Annotated in this window: 14 protein-coding genes; 3 read left to right on the forward strand and 11 right to left on the reverse strand. The window is 47.5% G+C overall.

Features of this window, described 5'->3' with window-relative positions; translation table 11 throughout:
- Position 1 precedes the first annotated feature (1 nt).
- The 3 genes from CVT49_08440 to CVT49_08450 form a co-directional block, all read right to left on the reverse strand.
- On the reverse strand, positions 2-1,831 hold the full coding sequence (locus CVT49_08440; GenBank protein PKK83438.1) for a hypothetical protein: 1,830 nt from the start codon (positions 1,829-1,831) through the stop codon (positions 2-4).
- 480 nt (positions 1,832-2,311) lie between these two features.
- Positions 2,312-3,613, reverse strand: coding sequence for a hypothetical protein (locus CVT49_08445; protein ID PKK83439.1), 1,302 nt, complete (start codon positions 3,611-3,613; stop codon positions 2,312-2,314).
- Between the two features lie 35 nt (positions 3,614-3,648).
- Positions 3,649-4,866 (reverse strand): hypothetical protein, encoded by a 1,218-nt coding sequence (locus tag CVT49_08450; protein ID PKK83440.1) that lies wholly within the window; start codon positions 4,864-4,866, stop codon positions 3,649-3,651.
- A gap of 561 nt (positions 4,867-5,427) precedes the next feature.
- Here CVT49_08450 and CVT49_08455 point away from each other — a divergent pair.
- Positions 5,428-6,960 (forward strand): hypothetical protein, encoded by a 1,533-nt coding sequence (locus CVT49_08455; protein ID PKK83441.1) that lies wholly within the window; start codon positions 5,428-5,430, stop codon positions 6,958-6,960.
- A gap of 53 nt (positions 6,961-7,013) precedes the next feature.
- A complete protein-coding gene (locus CVT49_08460) occupies positions 7,014-7,574 on the forward strand; it encodes a hypothetical protein (GenBank protein ID PKK83442.1) in 561 nt (186 codons plus the stop codon).
- A gap of 61 nt (positions 7,575-7,635) precedes the next feature.
- Here CVT49_08460 and CVT49_08465 read toward each other — a convergent pair whose 3' ends face one another.
- The 8 genes from CVT49_08465 to CVT49_08500 form a co-directional block, all read right to left on the reverse strand.
- Positions 7,636-8,913 carry a hypothetical protein gene (locus CVT49_08465; GenBank protein ID PKK83443.1) on the reverse strand — a complete coding sequence of 426 codons (1,278 nt, stop codon included), beginning with the start codon at positions 8,911-8,913 and terminating at the stop codon, positions 7,636-7,638.
- A 61-nt stretch (positions 8,914-8,974) separates the two neighbouring features.
- On the reverse strand, positions 8,975-9,601 hold the full coding sequence (locus tag CVT49_08470) for a hypothetical protein (GenBank protein PKK83444.1): 627 nt from the start codon (positions 9,599-9,601) through the stop codon (positions 8,975-8,977).
- A gap of 194 nt (positions 9,602-9,795) precedes the next feature.
- Positions 9,796-10,626 carry an orotidine-5'-phosphate decarboxylase gene (gene pyrF / locus CVT49_08475; protein PKK83445.1) on the reverse strand — a complete coding sequence of 277 codons (831 nt, stop codon included), beginning with the start codon at positions 10,624-10,626 and terminating at the stop codon, positions 9,796-9,798.
- Positions 10,626-11,540, reverse strand: coding sequence for a dihydroorotate dehydrogenase (locus CVT49_08480; GenBank protein ID PKK83446.1), 915 nt, complete (start codon positions 11,538-11,540; stop codon positions 10,626-10,628). The genes pyrF and CVT49_08480 overlap by 1 nt, the downstream gene beginning before the upstream one ends.
- Positions 11,537-12,328 (reverse strand): hypothetical protein, encoded by a 792-nt coding sequence (locus CVT49_08485; GenBank protein PKK83447.1) that lies wholly within the window; start codon positions 12,326-12,328, stop codon positions 11,537-11,539. Before CVT49_08485 ends, CVT49_08480 begins: the two co-directional genes overlap by 4 nt.
- Positions 12,325-14,463 (reverse strand): hypothetical protein, encoded by a 2,139-nt coding sequence (locus CVT49_08490; protein PKK83448.1) that lies wholly within the window; start codon positions 14,461-14,463, stop codon positions 12,325-12,327. The genes CVT49_08485 and CVT49_08490 overlap by 4 nt, the downstream gene beginning before the upstream one ends.
- Positions 14,405-15,319, reverse strand: a complete 915-nt coding sequence (locus CVT49_08495; protein PKK83449.1) for a radical SAM protein — start codon at positions 15,317-15,319, stop codon at positions 14,405-14,407. The genes CVT49_08490 and CVT49_08495 overlap by 59 nt, the downstream gene beginning before the upstream one ends.
- Entirely contained in the window at positions 15,316-16,050 is a 735-nt protein-coding gene (locus CVT49_08500) for an NAD-dependent protein deacylase (GenBank protein PKK83450.1), read from the reverse strand. The genes CVT49_08495 and CVT49_08500 overlap by 4 nt, the downstream gene beginning before the upstream one ends.
- An 83-nt stretch (positions 16,051-16,133) precedes the next feature.
- Between CVT49_08500 and CVT49_08505 the strand changes: the two genes are divergently transcribed.
- Complete coding sequence (locus tag CVT49_08505) at positions 16,134-17,648, forward strand: hypothetical protein (protein PKK83451.1); 1,515 nt, start codon at positions 16,134-16,136, stop codon at positions 17,646-17,648.
- The last annotated feature ends 11 nt before the right edge of the window (positions 17,649-17,659 follow it).

The following is a 17,659-nucleotide window of genomic DNA, read 5'->3' on the forward strand; positions in this document are numbered from 1 at the left end:
TTTATTCCCCTTGTTCTGAAGAACCCTTATTGGCATTAGTTTTATAAAAAACAAACTGCCTGTTACCATTCTTCACGGCCGGCCTTAATAAATAATCTCCATTCAGCGGACCCTGCATGGAGAATCTGAGGGCATCGCCGTCTTCTGCAAGATCAACTACCGAACCTTCACCAATGAGCTTTTCCGGATGTGGATCATGATATTCCACTCGTTCAGCAAAAAACCAGCGTCCCACATCGAGCAGTGTACTATCATAGCGATTAAATTTGTAGGCGGTTGATTTTGATTTATCATTCAAAATCAGGATGACATCGTTATCGAGCCGGAATAGCGAATATTCGTCACTTTGCTGCCTTACCGCGATATTGTCGAGCAGCAGTCCGATATCATCCGGCTGCCCGTCGCAGGCGGAAAGACCCATAATTCGTGGCCGTGCCAATTCAACCTTATCCTGCAATGTCCTGATAGAACAAACTTCCAGTTCAACGATACTTCCCTCGTTCCATTCGCTGCCGGCATAAACACCATCGGATATATCCGCCGCCTTTCCATCAGCCATGCAGGCTAAGGTATATCGATAACCGGCACCCGCTTTCTCCCGGCTCTTGACCGTGGCTGAAAGACGCCTGTGATTGGTGAACAAATATTTGTCGGATGAATTTGATTCGAAGATTTCGACACCGTACCTGGTGGCACATCGTCCAAAGCCCTGAGATATATCTTCACCTTTCAGAATTAGAGTCGGAATCAGCATTTCCGACTGGTCCCGGAAGAGTTCCTCAAGCTTCTTTCGCCTCTCGCATCCGGCTGCATCATTGAAATTTTCACCACCCTGTGCAATCAGATCGATTATCTTCAAATCCAGGCGCCGTACAGCCGATTTTTTTCCGTTCAGATATCGAACGACCTCATCGACCGTCTGTCTTTCTTTTCCGCAGCAGCCGATCAATCGGCCTTCAACCACAAAATCATTGCCGGGCAGTTTCAGTTCTGAAATAAACTTGCGAAGGATATTCGATTCGATTACGTTTCCGTCGGCGCCATGCGGCTGAACCTTCCCATTTTTCCTGACCAGAAACATTCTTATTGCTTCATAGGCGGGCATCATAAGGTAAGAGGCATTTTTATCAAGACGGTCGAACGACCAGAGCCGCCGAGATGGCCTGAATAAATCCTCCGGCTTCTCTTCAGATGAAATCCCCTCCTTTTCTCCATCGAAAAACAGCCGGTCCGTTATAGAAGTATCCCTTACCGATCCGCGATAGACCAGCGACGTCTCCAGCACCTTCAATATCTGCCGGTAATTGAAACAGGCCTGTTTTGTTTGTCCGCCGTCGGTTTCATAATTCTCCAATGGACGGTGCCGGCACTGTCTTATATCCGATCCGCATATCGAACACTCTGGAAGATTAAAGATAAAGCTGATGGAGCATTCCTTGTAGATCCCGGCATCGATATTTTTCCGTAAATCTTCACCCTTGTCGCCCTTCTTCAGCCAATAGAAGTAAACTTTCACCCAGTTGGCGCCGTCACGCACGACAGCTTCGGCGTGGAAATTCCGGGCAATGGGAAGGCTGTCTTTGCGATGCCCGATCAGAACCGGGCTGTCGATCAACAGCTCTATCAGCCGAGCATGTTCGTCGGCCGGAAATCTTCCCCCATGGCTGTTGACCTGATCGGAGACGATATACATCGCCCTGATGTAAACATCATCCGCGGTCAATCTGGCGGGCGGCCTGATATTGCCATTGATCTTATCTATCAGGTCCGGCGGTATTTCGCGGTCCGTTTCGACCAGCGAGGCAGTCAATTTACCCAAAAGTTCTTTCATAAAACCTCCCTCATAAGACCCCCCGATGACCAAATTACCATCAAATTGATGCAGAAATTGTTCACGCTATTTTATGCAAACGCTTTCATAGAAGAGACATGATTTCTACACCCAATAACGCGTGTTTTCAATAGCCATTGCCGGACAATGACTTACCGCGAGCCCAACAATCTTTCGGGACGGCACGACAGTTGCGTGGAATGTATATGGAAATTGGATTACTTTTTTTGAGGTTTATTATGGTTGTCTATCGAGCAAAAAAAAGAAGCATGTTCAAATGGATCTTGGCGGCCATACTGTTTATTTCCGCACTGTGCGTCACCTTCAGTGACGTTTATGGTGCCGTCTCTTCTATTTAACCGTGCATATATCATCTTTTGATATATGATCTTATGCTTACATTCGGCATCAAAATGTAAGCATCGCGATATCACTTAATACGGCCTGCATCCGAGTAAATCGGATGCAGGTTAATTTTATCTACACTATTCCCAATCGCGGCTTTATTATCGGACTGTCCGGCTTGTACAGCGGCCAGAGAGAAAGAGCCAGGGCCATGACGCCGTCAAAAGTATTATTATCGTCCCACCTGGCCTCCCGAAGCTCATCTTCCAGCGACCAGATGCGCCCATTCTCATCAGGCATTTCCCAGCGGTGATATTTAACCCGCTGCATACTGTGAAACAGCTCCAGATTGCTCAGCAATTCGCCTTTTGACTTATGCGAAAATATAAAGGAGGTCGGATTCAGATCCTGCAACTGCGAAACGACCACGTCTCCCAATCCGGTAGCGTCTATGACAAGCTGACCGGGGAATTGTCTTTGCTGCATGCGAATTTTCTCAAGAATAATGTTCCAGTCCCACTTTTTTATTCTGGTCAGAGAAACTACGGCGGCAATACCGTCTTTTACGCCAATCGTAATACCGACCGTCGCCGTCTTCTTTCGCGCCAGATCCCAGCCCGAAATAAACCTGACCGCGCGATCTTCCCGTGCCAGCGGAACGGTTTCATCCTTCACATTGATTAAAGCCGCATCGATATATTTGCCCGGAATGATCTCGCCGCCGGAATCGACGAACTGCCCCATGATATTTTGAGCCACCCGCTTGTCACTGAGATATTTTAGCTGAAGATCCAAATAGTCATGCGAGATGTATTCATTTTCCCGCGTATCGCCGAACTGCACGTAGCCGTCTTCTGTGCGATCTCTCAATTCCAGCATCTTCCGGTAAAACCAATTCCGACCGTTGGGTGTCGACACCAGGTCGAGTTTGCCCATCCGGTCGGCCAGCCTCATCTTGATCACCTCATTGACGACATATTCGGCTTCCGGATCGAAAGCAATCTCGTCGAAAATAAAATAATCATAGTCGTTCCCGAGCAGGTATTCCCCCCGCCGCTGAGTTGAACGCGCCTCGATTACCGCGCCATTGCCCATTATGAGACGGGGATACGGCGTCGACACCATTTTTTTTATCAAACCCTTGATGCGACAGGATGTCTCCAGAATTCGCAAAACCGTTTTGAATATTATACCGGCTTGATCCTGGGTGATGCTGGCTGTAACCACATGGTATTTGCCGGAGCGATCATACCGCAAATCCCTGACCCTGAACAGGGCATGATGTATTATCTTGATCGCCTCGGCATATGATTTCCCCCAGCGATTGCCGGTGACCAGAAGATTCTCGCTCCGATTGCTTTCGGAAAGCCATTTTATCTGGCCCGGGTGCGGCTTAATATCCAGAAAATTCCCGGCAAAAAAAGGGATGTCGTACATAGCACGACGCCAGTCGCTTCTTCGAAACAGATTACCTATATCAGACCACCTGCTTTGGCAACGGCATCATCTTTCGTGATCAAGCCGGCTGCGTATAGTCTCAGAAGATTATCGATCCTGCTCTTGTCGATATCGGCCCGATCCGACGCCAGATATGAAATCGTGTTGTCAAAACGATACCGGCACCTGCAGGCAAATCCTTTCAGGGCCAGTTCAATATTACCCATCCATTCCATGAATCTGGCCGTCTGGCGCTGGACCGAAATCACCTGCCTCATCACCAGGTCATATTTGAACTGCGCCCAGTTATGAGTCGTCCCGTAACTGTAGCCCAGCATGAACGGCGAGAGATTCGTCCCGGCACAAATCTCCTCGACCATCGCCCGATGATTCAAAAACCAGGAATGTGTTGCACCCTGCATGTTCCGCGGGCCGACATAGTCGATCTTGATATTATCCCAGGTAACCGGATTGTCTTCGGGACGACAATCCCGAATCATCGAGACCGTTTCGTCGAAATACTCATTGACGCGCTCGGCGTAAGCATCATCCGATTCCCCCGACATCTTCTCGGGTGGTGCAATTTGAACATGCAGCCGGTGATAGCCGGCATTATGTGTCGCCAGCCTCATGTCATCCACTAACTGCTGTTCGATATAAGCCACGAACGGGATAGCGCCAAGCATCGAACGCCCCAGTCCGCTGCCGGTATCAGAATTTAAGCCAAGATAATAGAAATCTTCACTATCCAGCCTTACCTCACCTTTGTCGGTCTGATAAACCAGGACACCCTCGCCGATTTGATCGGATAAAGTAATGTCTGATGGGTCAATCGGCTGAAAATGATCGATGCCGCTCATATCGGGTGCAATCAATAGAAATCCCGCAAAAGCCCCGTCGGTAAAAAGAGCATTGAACAAGAGCGGCATAAATGACTCGATTCCGGCCGTTTTTTGAAAATGGTGCGGATAAGCTCGAAGGCACATATTATCCAGGCACACAATCGCGCCCGCGCGCATCTGGTTAGATACCGAATCAATAATCTCATATCCGCCCGGAGCGGATGACAATCTGCTCCAGGTCCATATGCAGGAATTCAAAACCGGGATCGTGTCCCGGAGAAACCGATACAAGCCAATCCTGAAGCTGTTGCCGACATTTCCCTGACTCCGCCATACAAATCTCTTGTCCCTGTGGTCCCCTGACCCCACAAATGGAAATAAATTTTCCGTCTGTGAGCCGATTTTGACCATTTCATTACTTCTCAAGAAACTTTTCCTTCTTCTATTAATCATATTATTACCTCCTCTATTAATGGGCCGGTCACGAATTAACAACAAATTGGTGGTGTTTTTGCTTTGGAATCATGGCCGAATCACTAAAGAAGATATTCATAATAAGGCGCAACTTGATTTACTACAATTGATTACAAATATTGTTCGAATCACTTATAGCACTGCAAGTTATTATGATTTTGGAAACAACCCTTTTGATCACGATTATAATTGGAGCTTGGTCAACTATTCATCCGGCAATGGCGAATTACCGTCACCCGGTTATCCATGTGATATTTTTTTCGATTTTGACTGAAGTGACGCCCAATACGCCATTGACACGTCATCAGCGCGTCAATTATTGTCAATAGAAAAAAAGTGATGTAATTTTTGATAAGTTCGCTCTCAAAAACCGGGGTTGATTCTCCGGTTTTTTATTTAACGAGACCTTGACACGCCACAATTTTTTCATATTTTGAGCGGAATCTTTTAATGTTTGCCGGGTTATAAACAGGGAAGTTGAACTTTTAGCCAGTCGCATTGGATACCGCTTTGAAAACACAATTACGCCCGACCCTGATAATCATTTCTGCAATCCTGCTGGCAGCTGCTCTGCTTTCAGGAGGCTGTTCCGGAGAGAAGAGCAAGGACATTGTCTATAGTGCTGAGAAATTGTATCATCAGGCTGACAAATTACGGCAAAAGGCCGGTATAAAACCGGAAATAAAAAATACTGATATTTACAACCAGCTTAAAGAGGCATATTTTAAGACCACTGAATATTGCTGGAATAATATTGATTCCCTGCCGGTTGAACAATACCCCGATGAACGGAAAAATCTTCAGTCGGTTGGCTTTATGGCAACCAATCGACTGACCCAGATATATTCTGCCGAAAAAGACTATGATTCGGTGATTTTTGTTGTCAGCCAGTTGTTGCATTTTACCGATCTCGAGGGAGTCGAACTCCTGACGGCCCGCTTCAATTTAGCTCGGGCCTACCAGTCCAGAGGTGATCTGGCCGACGCGGTAAGTATCTATCATTCACTGCTTGACACTTTCTATCCGCCTGTAACCGAGAATAATGAAATAATCGCTATGGTCCTGAATCTTCCCCTTCAAGTCGTCAAAACCTACCAAGTCATAGGTAATGACTCCCTGGCTGCAATTGAGGGCAATATAGCGGAACAATATTATAATCGTTTGATAACAGATTGGCCCAATTCCGCTCTCGAAAAGGCGGCAATAGGCAATCTGGCCCGGATTTATTATGATGAGGCACGGTGGGATAATGCCATTGAGCAACTCAGCAAGCTTACCGATTCCAGCGGCCGGGTTGATGTCGAGGCGGCCATGATGACCGCGGGAATTCTTATCAACGGGAAAAAACAATATGATCGAGCCATTGGAATTTTTGATGACTTACTCAGCCGTGTTTCCGACACTACCCTTATTCCCGTCATTTTGCTGAGAAAGGGAATCGCCCTGTTCGAGAAAAAAGATTACCGGGGGTGTCGGACATTGATGTCGCAAATCAGCGACGAATATGACTACTTCTACCGGCAGAATCCAACCCCGCAAAAGTATGTCGCCCTTTCATTTGAAAAACTTGGTGAGTGGAATAGGGCCGAAAATGAATATAAATGGCTGATAGATAATTATTCCGTCACGGAGCCCGCCTTCGATGCCCACCTGACCATTGCAGAGCATTATAAGAAATTGAACAACATAGAGTTATCTGACTCATGGTTTAAGCGGGCCGATGAGTTCTACAACAGCATGGCCAGCCGTTATTCCGGAAGCGTGGTGGAAGCCTCCGCCATATCATACCTGGCCGAATCGGCCCGAAGGCGCGAAAAATGGGAGCTTGCCGCCAGATACCTCGAGGAATTGTACAAACGGTTTCCATCGACCGACCATGGCCGACGGGCACTTATCAGCGCGGCTGACGTTTACCGGGAAAAACTGAATAATGGCATTCGCGCCGATTCTTTGGTCGATCTGCTTAAAAGGGAACTAATACCACTCGACGATGGTAAAAATATTAGCAATATGTCCGAAAACAATAAGTAATAACCATAATTACGGATTGGATTGATGGAGGAAAAATGAGTTTAGCAAAACGGATGATACTGGCAGCCATAATGTTGCTGGTACTTTCGACGACCCTTATGGCACAGGATGATCAGTACGGCATGATTGACACGATTTATGCCGAACCGTATCAGATTGATGCCAAGAATTGGGCTGTCAATGTATCTATGTTCAATGATGAAGAAATTCTTGCGCTTTCTGTTCCCCTGGTTTTCAATGCCGGGAAAACAGCCATTGTTGCCGATTCCACCATATTCAAAGGCGGAGTCGCGGAAGCATTCCGGGTAAAGCATGCGCGTGTCGATACTTCTACTCAGTGCGTTACGATTGGACTAATCGCTGATGTCGGCATTTCGGTCCCCCCGATTCCACCGGGAAAAGGCAGAGTGGCTACCATATTCCTGTCAGCTCTCGATAAATCCGAATTCAAACTTCTGTCAGTGGATACCACGACCACTCCCCCGGGAAATAATCTTCAATTGGTTAAACCGCCGACAGAAGGTATCGTCCCGGCCTTCGTGGTGAAAAAAGCGGATAAGGTCGAAAAAGAAAAAATGGAAGAAAAAGCAAAGGTCGAAAAGAAGGAAGGTTGATTTCTCTTTTCGATAATTTCTAATATTACAGGGCCCGATTTTCACTTAAATCGGGCCTTTTTTATTGGCCCTTGTAATATGTCCGGATCGTGTCCCGCCTCTTTTTGACCAAATACTTCGAAAGCTTTTCCGCGAGATCGTGCGGTAATTTTTCTCTGACATAAAAATCTTTATACAAAATATTTTGATCAAGCTTGAAACACTCATCAAGGCCGGCATTTCTAATGTACATCGAAATCTCGAGATATGCTTCTTCGTCATCGGTCTTACCGGGGAAAGCTTGGGTTTCCTGGCTCGATATGGTTATGCTTCCCCGCGGGGCCGCCAGGTTTGAAACATCATAATTGGTGCAATACCGAACAATATCTTCCTTCAATGCTTTCAATTTTGATTCAAGCTTCTTTTTTTCGTCATTGATGACCAGATACTCCTCGGCCAGCCTTCGGCCCTGCTCGGCATCGAATTCAACCGCGATCTCATCCTCAATCGCCAGTCGATGTCGCTTGGCCGGACATAATTCAAAGTAAACACACCAGTCGCATATGGCCGATTCGCGGGGCGGGAAATTATCTTCGATAACGGCCAGTTCAATTTCAAGGATTTTCTGGAAAACCCGGTATCTTATCTCTTCCAGCTTATCTTCATCCATGACCGTTTTCATCTCGGTGCCCTGCCGCAAGAAAATCTGTTTCAATTCGATTCTTTCGAAATCGGGCCATAAATATCTTACTCCCATCTGGTACAGCCCCATCTGCTCATCGTCATTGAGAAGCTGCTGGGTCGGCAGAAAAGCCTTGGTCTTGTAATCGACAATCTCGACTACTCCGTCTTTGCGAATGCTGATCCTGTCGATTTTGCCGCTGATGCTGAAGCGGCCGGCGGGATCAAGCGGGAACGATATATTTTTCTCCAGTGCCAGCGTATCGCCGTCGTCGAATGGCTTATATTTTTCATAGTACTTGGTCAGGGCCTCGGTGCCGACTTTTATATAATCCTCGACTCCCAGGTTCTCGCGGGTGACCTTTATTGACTCCTTGTCCGGCCCTTCCCAGTATTCATTATAACTCGCCAGAAGCTCTTCAAGGGTCTGCACCCGCCCGTTCATCTTCATTGTGTAAAGCTTCTCCAGGGAGTGATGTACCGCCGCGCCTAGAAAAGCCTCGACACTCACCGGCTTCTCGACCGCCGCTTTTTCGATATATTGGAACTTGTATTGTCTGGGGCATGTATTGAATGTTCCGATCCTGGAATTACTGTAGGAGCGCGCCATTATACCTCCTGAATAAATAATTTCATCGATTGACAAATTATACGCCTCCCGCGATATGAAATCAATCACAAAAAAAACCGGCCCATAAGGGCCGGTTCAAAGATTGGTTGGTGATTCCTAAATTTGGTTATTACGGCAGTGAAAAGACCAGTCCAGCCGTAAAGGTATTGACTTTCGCGGTTTCATAAGGCATATCGATCCAGTTGAGTCGATATTCGGCATTCAGCTTGAGCGGAAAGGCCGGCAAGCCGATTTCGAAACCGGTCATCAGGTGATAACCCATTCTGGTCTCGGTCGTCGAAATGCTCTCGGCTTCATCAGCCAATGCCCAGGTAGCCGGGTAATCAACGTCAAATCCGACATTGTGAGTCGCCAGGCCGGCGCCGAAATAAGGCGTCGCAAACGGCAGCTCAAACGGATATACGGCTGACGCTGAAAACAGCAGATCGCGGGTCTTGAAATCAACGGTTTCACCAAGAATTGAATAAGAATCACTTCTCCAGGCATATTCACCGCTGACGATTACATCGAACATGGGTATGGATGAAAATCTTACTTGAAGTCCACCCAGAGCCATATTACTATTATCCTCGCTGGGGGTTGACAGTGAGGGTTGGTCATAATTTGTCAGCAATCCACCTTTAACGCCGAAGGATACTCCAGTCAACGCAAAGGAAGGCGCTGCAAACGCCAGACAAAACATGACGATTAATAGTTTTTTCATGTTGCCTCCTTGGTTTCCTTTAATTATCGACATCTTACAGGATATATTTACCCCATTTTGGGGCGGAAAACCAAAAACGACATTCAGCCACTAAATTTGCAAAAGATTATAAAAAAAAGCCGGTCGTGACGACCGGCCGATGAATTATCTGATCAGTTTTAGAACACCCGGGTATTTTTTTCCGGTTATGCCCGAATTACCTTTTCTATAATCGAATCAGGGTAAAATCAGATATTAGCCTCGTCGTTCTTCTTGCGAAGGCCGTTAATTACACCATTCAACTTTTCGACCTCGGCCCTGGCGGCGTCGGCAAAATCGCTTCCCGATGAAGCATACAGTACCGAGCGTGAAATATTTAGAATGGCCGGATGCTTAAAATTGTCGGTGCCGTAAGTAACCGCCTTTTCCAGGTCACCGCCCTGCGCTCCGACTCCGGGAATCAGAATCGGCATGTCACCGGCCACTCGGCGGATATCGGCCAATTGCTCCGGATGCGTTGCCCCGACAACCAGGCCAAGGTTATTTTCCTTGTTCCAGTAAGCTACCTTTTCGGCCACATACATGTAAATAGGCTTATTTACCACATGCATCAATTGAAAATCCCGACTGCCCGGATTTGAGGTCAGGCAAAGAATAAACGCCCCTTTGCCTTTATGATCCAGGAACGGCCGGATTGAATCATAGCCCATATATGGATTGATGGTCACCCAGTCCGCATTAAGGCGTTCGAACATGGCGTTGGCATAATGCGCGGCGGTATTGCCGATATCGCCTCGTTTGCCGTCGGCAATAACAATAAGATCGTCCGGAATTTTTTGTATGATTTTTTCAAGAAGCGATAACCCTTCGGGACCGCGCTCCTCGAAAAAGGCCAGGTTTGGTTTATAGGCGCAGACTATATCCTTGGTGGCCTCGATTATCGCCACCGCAAAATCATACCATCCTTTAATCGATGTCGCATAATCGGACGGAAGCCTTTTCTGATCCAAATCGAGACCAACACACAGCATCGAGCGGTTCTTTTCCTGAACCGCCTTTATGTCATTAACTGGATTCATCAATATTTCCTCAGCTTACCTGTCAATTCCCTGATATTGCTTAATTTATTATGTAAAAGATATTTTTGCAATCCTTTAACGATTTTAATCGGTGCATCCGGCTCCACAAACAAACCGGTTCCGACCTGAACAGCGCTGGCCCCGCACAGAAAGAATTCAATAACGTCGGTCCAGTTCATTATTCCGCCGATTCCGATTATCGGTATTTTGACCGCGTTGTAAACCTGATAAACCATGGCCAGGGCCACCGGCTTAATGGCCGGCCCCGACAGCCCGCCCGTATTGTTGGTCAGCCTTGGACGGTATGTCTCAATATCGACCGCCATGCCCACCAGCGTGTTTATAACCGACAGGGCATCGGCCCCCCCTGCTTCACAGGCCAGGGCAATGACTTTGATGTCAGAGACATTGGGCGACAGCTTGGCGATAACCGGCCTCGGAAAGACCTTCTTCACCGCGGCAACCGCCTGCTCGGCTCGCGCCGGATCCTTGGCAATCTCCATTCCCGACTCAACGTTCGGGCATGAAAAATTCAATTCCACCATATCGGCCCGGGGACAGTCGGCCAGCCGTCGCGATATTTCGACATATTCCTCCAGCTTTGCCCCGGCGACATTGACCACGACAACGGTCTTAAATTTCTCAAGAAAAACCAGCTTTTCTTCAATAAACCGATCCACCCCGACATTGGCCAGCCCGATGGCATTAAGCATTCCAGCTTCGGTTTCGGCCGTCCGGGGCGGCGGATGTCCCTCACGCGGTTTGACCGTAATCGACTTGGTGACAATTCCCCCCAGCAGGGAAAGATCAAAAACATCAGCCAGTTCCTCCCCATAACCGCAGGTCCCGGAAGCGGTCAAAATAGGGTTGCTGAATTTTACTCCGGCAATTTCGACTGATAGATCCGGTCTCATATAAGCACCTCCCCGACATCATAAACCGGACCCTCCCGGCAAATCCTGGTATAGCCGCCCGCCCGAAGCGGCTTAATACAGCCCAGGCAAATACCGATCCCGCAGGGCATGGGCGCTTCCAGGGACAGCTGCCCCGGCAGGCCAATATTCCGGGCAAGCTCATCCACTGCTTTCAGCATTCCCTCAGGACCACAGGCGTAAATCCGATATTTGCCGTCCGACATATTGATCGTATTAGTTATGGCCTCGCTGACAAATCCGCGGTAACCATAGGAACCATCATCAGTGGAGGGATAGAATTTCAGACCCAGTTTCCTGATACGATTCATCTCGACCAGATCTTCTTTTGATGCCCCGCCATAGAAGTAGAGAACTTTGTCGGGGTCATGGCCCTTTTCCAGAATTTGCTTGGCCAGAAGATAAATCGGCGGCATACCGATTCCCCCGGCGGCGAGAATCACCGATTCCCTTTTCGATGGAAATTTAAAGCCGTTGCCAAGCGGCCCCATGATGCCCAGGTCGGCGTCTTTCTCAAGCCGCGCCATCAGCGCCGTGCCACGCCCGAACACCTTGAAGATTATGCTTATTTGCCTTTTGTCCGGGTCAAAATCATAAATCGAGAAAGCCCTTCTGAAGAACAGATTTGTCGCCGGTTGTTTTACATGAATAAACTGACCCGGTTTGATCGATTTGGTCATGCTAAAAGGGGCCAGGTCAAAAATAAAATTTCCCCGGCCCAATGACCTTTTCTTGATTAATTTGGCATTTTCTACGACAATTTTGCTCATCTTAAGTCCGAAGGAAGCCTTATATAATATTTATAAACAAACCATCTGCCGACCAGATCGGCAGTGATCCAGAAAGTCGGAAACTCGGCCGATAAGACCGCTTCGGTCGCCTCATCGTTAAGCTCTTCGGATGGTGTCGGATTCATAAGTTTCAAATCTTCGACCCTGCCGAAAGCGTCAATTTTCAATTGAAAATAAAGGTAACCTTCAAAGTTCGTATAATATGCCGCCGGCGGATAGCGGAACTCGCGATCGAACCTCGACGGTTCCCCCTGAGTTTGAAAAAGTGTCGTCCCGCTGGGCCCGATAAAATACCTCTCCTCCGGCGTCATGAATTTGGTTGTGTCATCGACCGACGGCCCGGTGGAATCTCGCAGGTCGTCAGCGCCCGCTTCCGTAAACAATGAATCTTTGTTGTCATCGTCCTCGCGGGCTATGCGCGGCTTGACCGTCAGCTTCCTGTCGGCCGCTTTACCGAATTCGGTCGTGGAGAATGAATCCGCAAAATAGGCATAGGCATAATATAATGTCGAATCACCGGGGCTCTCATAATTTTCGACCAGCCACAGCAGGGCATATTTTGACTGCAAATTGTACGATGACCGGGGGAAACTATCCGCCACATATTGATAATAAAATCTGGCCGAATCAATATTGTTTTCATCAAAAATAAATTCTTCCGCCTTTTTATAGTATACCTCGGCATAACCGGTATCCGCGAGCGTTCCCCTCAGCCCGAGCAGGTCAAATGCTTCGGGAACAAAATCGGAACGGGGATACGCCTTTACCATATTCCGCAGAGTGGTGTCGAAGGCCAGAGTATCATCATAATAATCACGTTCCATAAGCGCTATGGCAATCTGCGCCTTTGGCGCGACATAAGCATCGGGAAAACTGGTCGCAATATATTTGAATTCCTGCAGCGCCGAGTCGGGCTTATCAAGTTTAGTCAAATACAATTCCGCAAGAAGGTATTGGGATTCGGCCGCCTTATCGACCTCCTGTTCGGAGGCCGACGAATCAGGACTCTTCAGTCCCAGATATTCCTCGAGCTTGCCGATATTGGTCGAATGCTCCAGGGCGTCCTGATAGATATCGCTGGTTCCGCCGGCTGCCTTGGCTTTATCATAATACTCTTTGGCCTTTTTATAATCTTCATATTCATGCTGATAAAGCAGTCCCAGATAATAATTGGCCAAAGCCCCCTTGGGGTGCCTTGGGTTTTCCGTTGCAACCTGGTCATATATCTCTTCGGCAAGAAACATATCCCCCTGCCATTCATAACCCTGGGCCAGCATCATTTTTATGGAAGGCAGAGAATCAAAATACATCTCGTTCTTGGCAAGATTAGTGAAGTATTCCATGCCCTTTTCGATATTGTTGGTATAATAATAGCATTCACCAAGCCTGAAATTCACTTTATACTCATCATTCTTGCTTAGCTCATAATTGGATAACTCAAGGTATGTCTTGATTGCGTCCTGGAACCGAAATCTGGTGAACTGACCATCGGCAATATACATCTTGGCAAGAATCTTATCTTCATTATTTCCAAGAGAATCGATTATTGATGCAAAGTAAGGCTGTGCTTTGGCAAATTCCTTTTCACCATAATAATATTCGCCGAGTGCCAAAGCCGCCTCCGCTTTGATTTCTTTATCCTTCCCTTCGCTAAAAAGATCCTGAAACAGCGCCATGGCATCTTCTTCATCGCCAACCTTCAGCTTGGCCTTGGCCAGATACAATTGCGATTCTTTGTAATAACCCGATTTGGGGAAATTAGCAATCAGTTCCCGGAATCTTTTTGATGCCTTGCCGTAGTCCTCGGTGTAAAAATACGACACTCCGTTTACATACAGGGCATCATCATAATACTTGGAGTTGGGATATTTTTCAATAATCTTCTCTGATTTCTCGATGGCCTGTTTGTACTGCCCGGTCGCGACCCTGCCGCCCCGGCTCTTGCTGTCCTTTCTCTTCGACTCGGCATCATTGAATGCCTTGCGGGCAAGGTAAAAAGTGTTATAGTAAACACACCCGGTCCCCATCGAAAGAACCAGCGCCAAAATCAGTAATTTAATAAGTCGATTCATAAGACAAATGCTGTATAAAACCATTTCCCAGACCGGCATCATAAAACGTATCGACCGCTTTGTCAAACTCTTTGACGGTCAAACGACGATTTATTTTCTCATCATCGATCGCCTTATATGCCGGAAAATACTGGCTCATTAATGAAACATACACATCTTCGGAGATTTCTTCAGCAAGAAATTTAAATATTTCCTGAGAACCCGAAATATTGTTCGGAAGAACCAAATGCCGGATCAAAATTCCTTTTACCGCCAAACCCCTGTCATCCATCTCAAGATTGCCAACCTGGCGATACATTTCCCTGACCGCCGCCCGATTGACGGCGACATAATTGTCGCAGCCTGAATATTTTTTTGCCAGTCGGTCATCATTGTATCGCATATCCGCCAGATATATGTCTATTATACCCTCAAGGAGCTTGAGAATTCCCAATTTTTGATAGCCCGAGCAGTTATAAACGATCGGCAGGGTTAAACCGGCTTCTCGCGCCCGGCCAAGCGCCAGCAATATCATGGGAAGCATATGATCCGGCGTAACAAAATTGATATTGTCGGCGCCCCGTTTCTGCAATTCAAGCATCATATCGCGGCACTCATCAATCGATACGAATGAGCCGGTGCCCATCTGAGAGATAGGATAATTCTGGCAGTATTTGCAGAAAAGAGAACAATTAGCCAAAAATATCGTTCCTGATCCTCCACCACCCGACAAGGGCGGCTCCTCGCCCCCATGAAGATTATAGCTGGCCACCTTTAATTCGGTGCCACTGTTGCACTTGCCCCGCTCTCCCTGAAAACGGTTGACCCGGCATTCGTGGGGACAGATCTCGCATTCACTCAATGATTCAAAAAGAGTTTCGCCGACTTTGATAATTTCCGACGCCGTTTTTCTTGTCATTCTTTCATTCTCTCGACAATCCGGGGAAGTATCTCTCCTGATTTGCCATGAAGGGCACAGTCAGCGATATCACTCAAAGGCGTCGGTTCCAGGTTGACCTCCACCAGATAGGCCCCGTTGCGTTTCGCCGTCAACGGCATCGAAGCGGCCGGATAAACCAGCGCCGAGGTTCCGATGGAAAAAAAGAGCTCGGCCCTCTCGGAAGCATCAATGGCATTATTTATGGCTTGAGCCGGCAAAAGCTCGCCAAACCAGACCACGCCCGGCCTTAAATATCCACCACACTCGCACCTGGGAACAGCCGCTTCCGTAATTTCGATCTCCCCTTTGAAGGGTCGTCCGCAATCCAGACATTTATTCTGAGCAATGTTGCCGTGCAATTCCAAAATATTTCTTGAACCGGCCACCTGATGAAGGTTGTCGACATTCTGAGTTATCAGCGTGAAATCCTCAAAATGATTTTCAAGTTCGACGAGTGCATAATGCCCCGGATTCGGTTTCACCTGGTTAATTAATTCCCGACGATACATATACCATTCCCAAACCAGTTGCGGATTATCCATAAATGCCTCAACCGTCGCGAGTTCCTCGGCCCGGAATTTCTTCCACAAACCCTCTTTGCCGCGGAAAGTGGGCACACCCGATTCGGCCGATATCCCGGCCCCGGTCAAGACCGCAACCCTTTTGGCCGATCTTAACGCCTTTAACAATTCTGACGGCAATGCAATCATTGGCATAAAATACGAAATTTCCGCAAGCCGGGAAACTGTTATTTATAGTTTGTTTTGTCACTGATTCGGACTAAATTAGCATTATGTGGAAGAAACCGGCCTTCACACTGGTCGCTGTCTGCTTGGCCTTGCTGATTGCGGAAACGACAGCCAGAATTGCCGAAACCGGCTTTTCAAAAAAGACTCCGGAAACGGCCGAAAATCTCGGGTGGCAGCCCCGATTCTTCAACTCGTTTCTCGGCTGGCATGAGAGCGATCCGGAGCTTTTATGGAAATTCAAAAAAAACATCAACAACCCCTTGATTAAAACTAATTCTCAGAACCTTCTGGGCGATGAAATCCCGAATGAAAAAGAGAAAAATGTTTTCCGCATTTTGCTCCTTGGCGATTCTTCCCCGGTCGGTCTCGGACTGAAATCACGAAACCAGGCCTTTGGCGAGATTCTTCGTTATATGCTCGACCTTGAATTTCATGGAAATCGAAAATTCGAGCTGATAAACGCCGCCGTCTCCGGATATAGCAGTGAACAAATATGGCGGTTTCTGCAAAAAAAGGGCTGGGTCCTCCAACCGGACCTGGTCCTGCTCTATTGCGGCAATAACGATGCTTCCATCTCGGGCCAATGTCGTGACCTTGACCTCTTTCAAAAGCAGAGGCTGAAAAATATCCGCCGTCTCTGTTCGCATTCGGCGCTTTACCGTATTCTGAAAAATCTGTTGCTTTCTTTATCCGGAACTGATGCACCGGAGGCTCATTCTCTGAAATTAAGAGTCCCGCCCGAAAGATATACCGAAAATCTGGAAAATATAATCGAACAGTGCCACCGGCATAATTGCCCGTTAATCATTCTTAAACCGCCGGTTCCTTTGTTGTGGCCGGCCGGTCTTCAGTTTCGGGCGCTGGCCCATGTTAGTGATGAAAGCGGCGAGTTAATTTTCCCGGATGAACTTCGACTTTTGCTGCGAAGACCTTTAAAGTACTGCATAAATCCGGAGATGTTTCATAAGCTGTACGGCGAGGGCGATGTGTTTACAAGGACCGTCTATGGTTCCGCCCACACTGATACTCTTCCATCCGATTCGGTAGCTTCACTATATTTACGGCAGCTTGAAGAAGAACCTGAGGATCCCGGCGCTGCCAATAATCTTGGCGTTTACTGCTGGGGTATTAAAGACTATGTCAAAGCCGACAGTTTGTTGCGCAAGGCACGATCCAACTATATGAAACATCATGATGCCGAAAGCAATTGCGGGGCGGTGGCCGCCGGCTCCCCTTTTCTTTTCAACATCGGCATTAATCTACTCTCGCAGTCCGGCAGCGATTCGAGTCTCTTTGACACTTCTTCAGATGTATATAAGTATCTGGATTCGGCCTGCCAGGCCGATTATTTCTCCCTGCGCATCAAGCGATCATATCAGCGGATTATTGACTCTTTATCCGAATTGAAAAAAATTTACATGATCGACCTGCCGAAGCTCTTCGCCACGGAAAGAAATGAAGCCCTCTTCATTGATCATTGCCACCCCACCGCCGAAGGACACCGGATGATTGCTTCGGCGATTCTTGAAACAATTGTCAAAAACAAAATTGTAAAATAAAAAGGCGGGCT

It is taken from the genome of candidate division Zixibacteria bacterium HGW-Zixibacteria-1 (assembly GCA_002838945.1).
Classification (GTDB): Bacteria; Zixibacteria; MSB-5A5; order GN15; family PGXB01; genus PGXB01.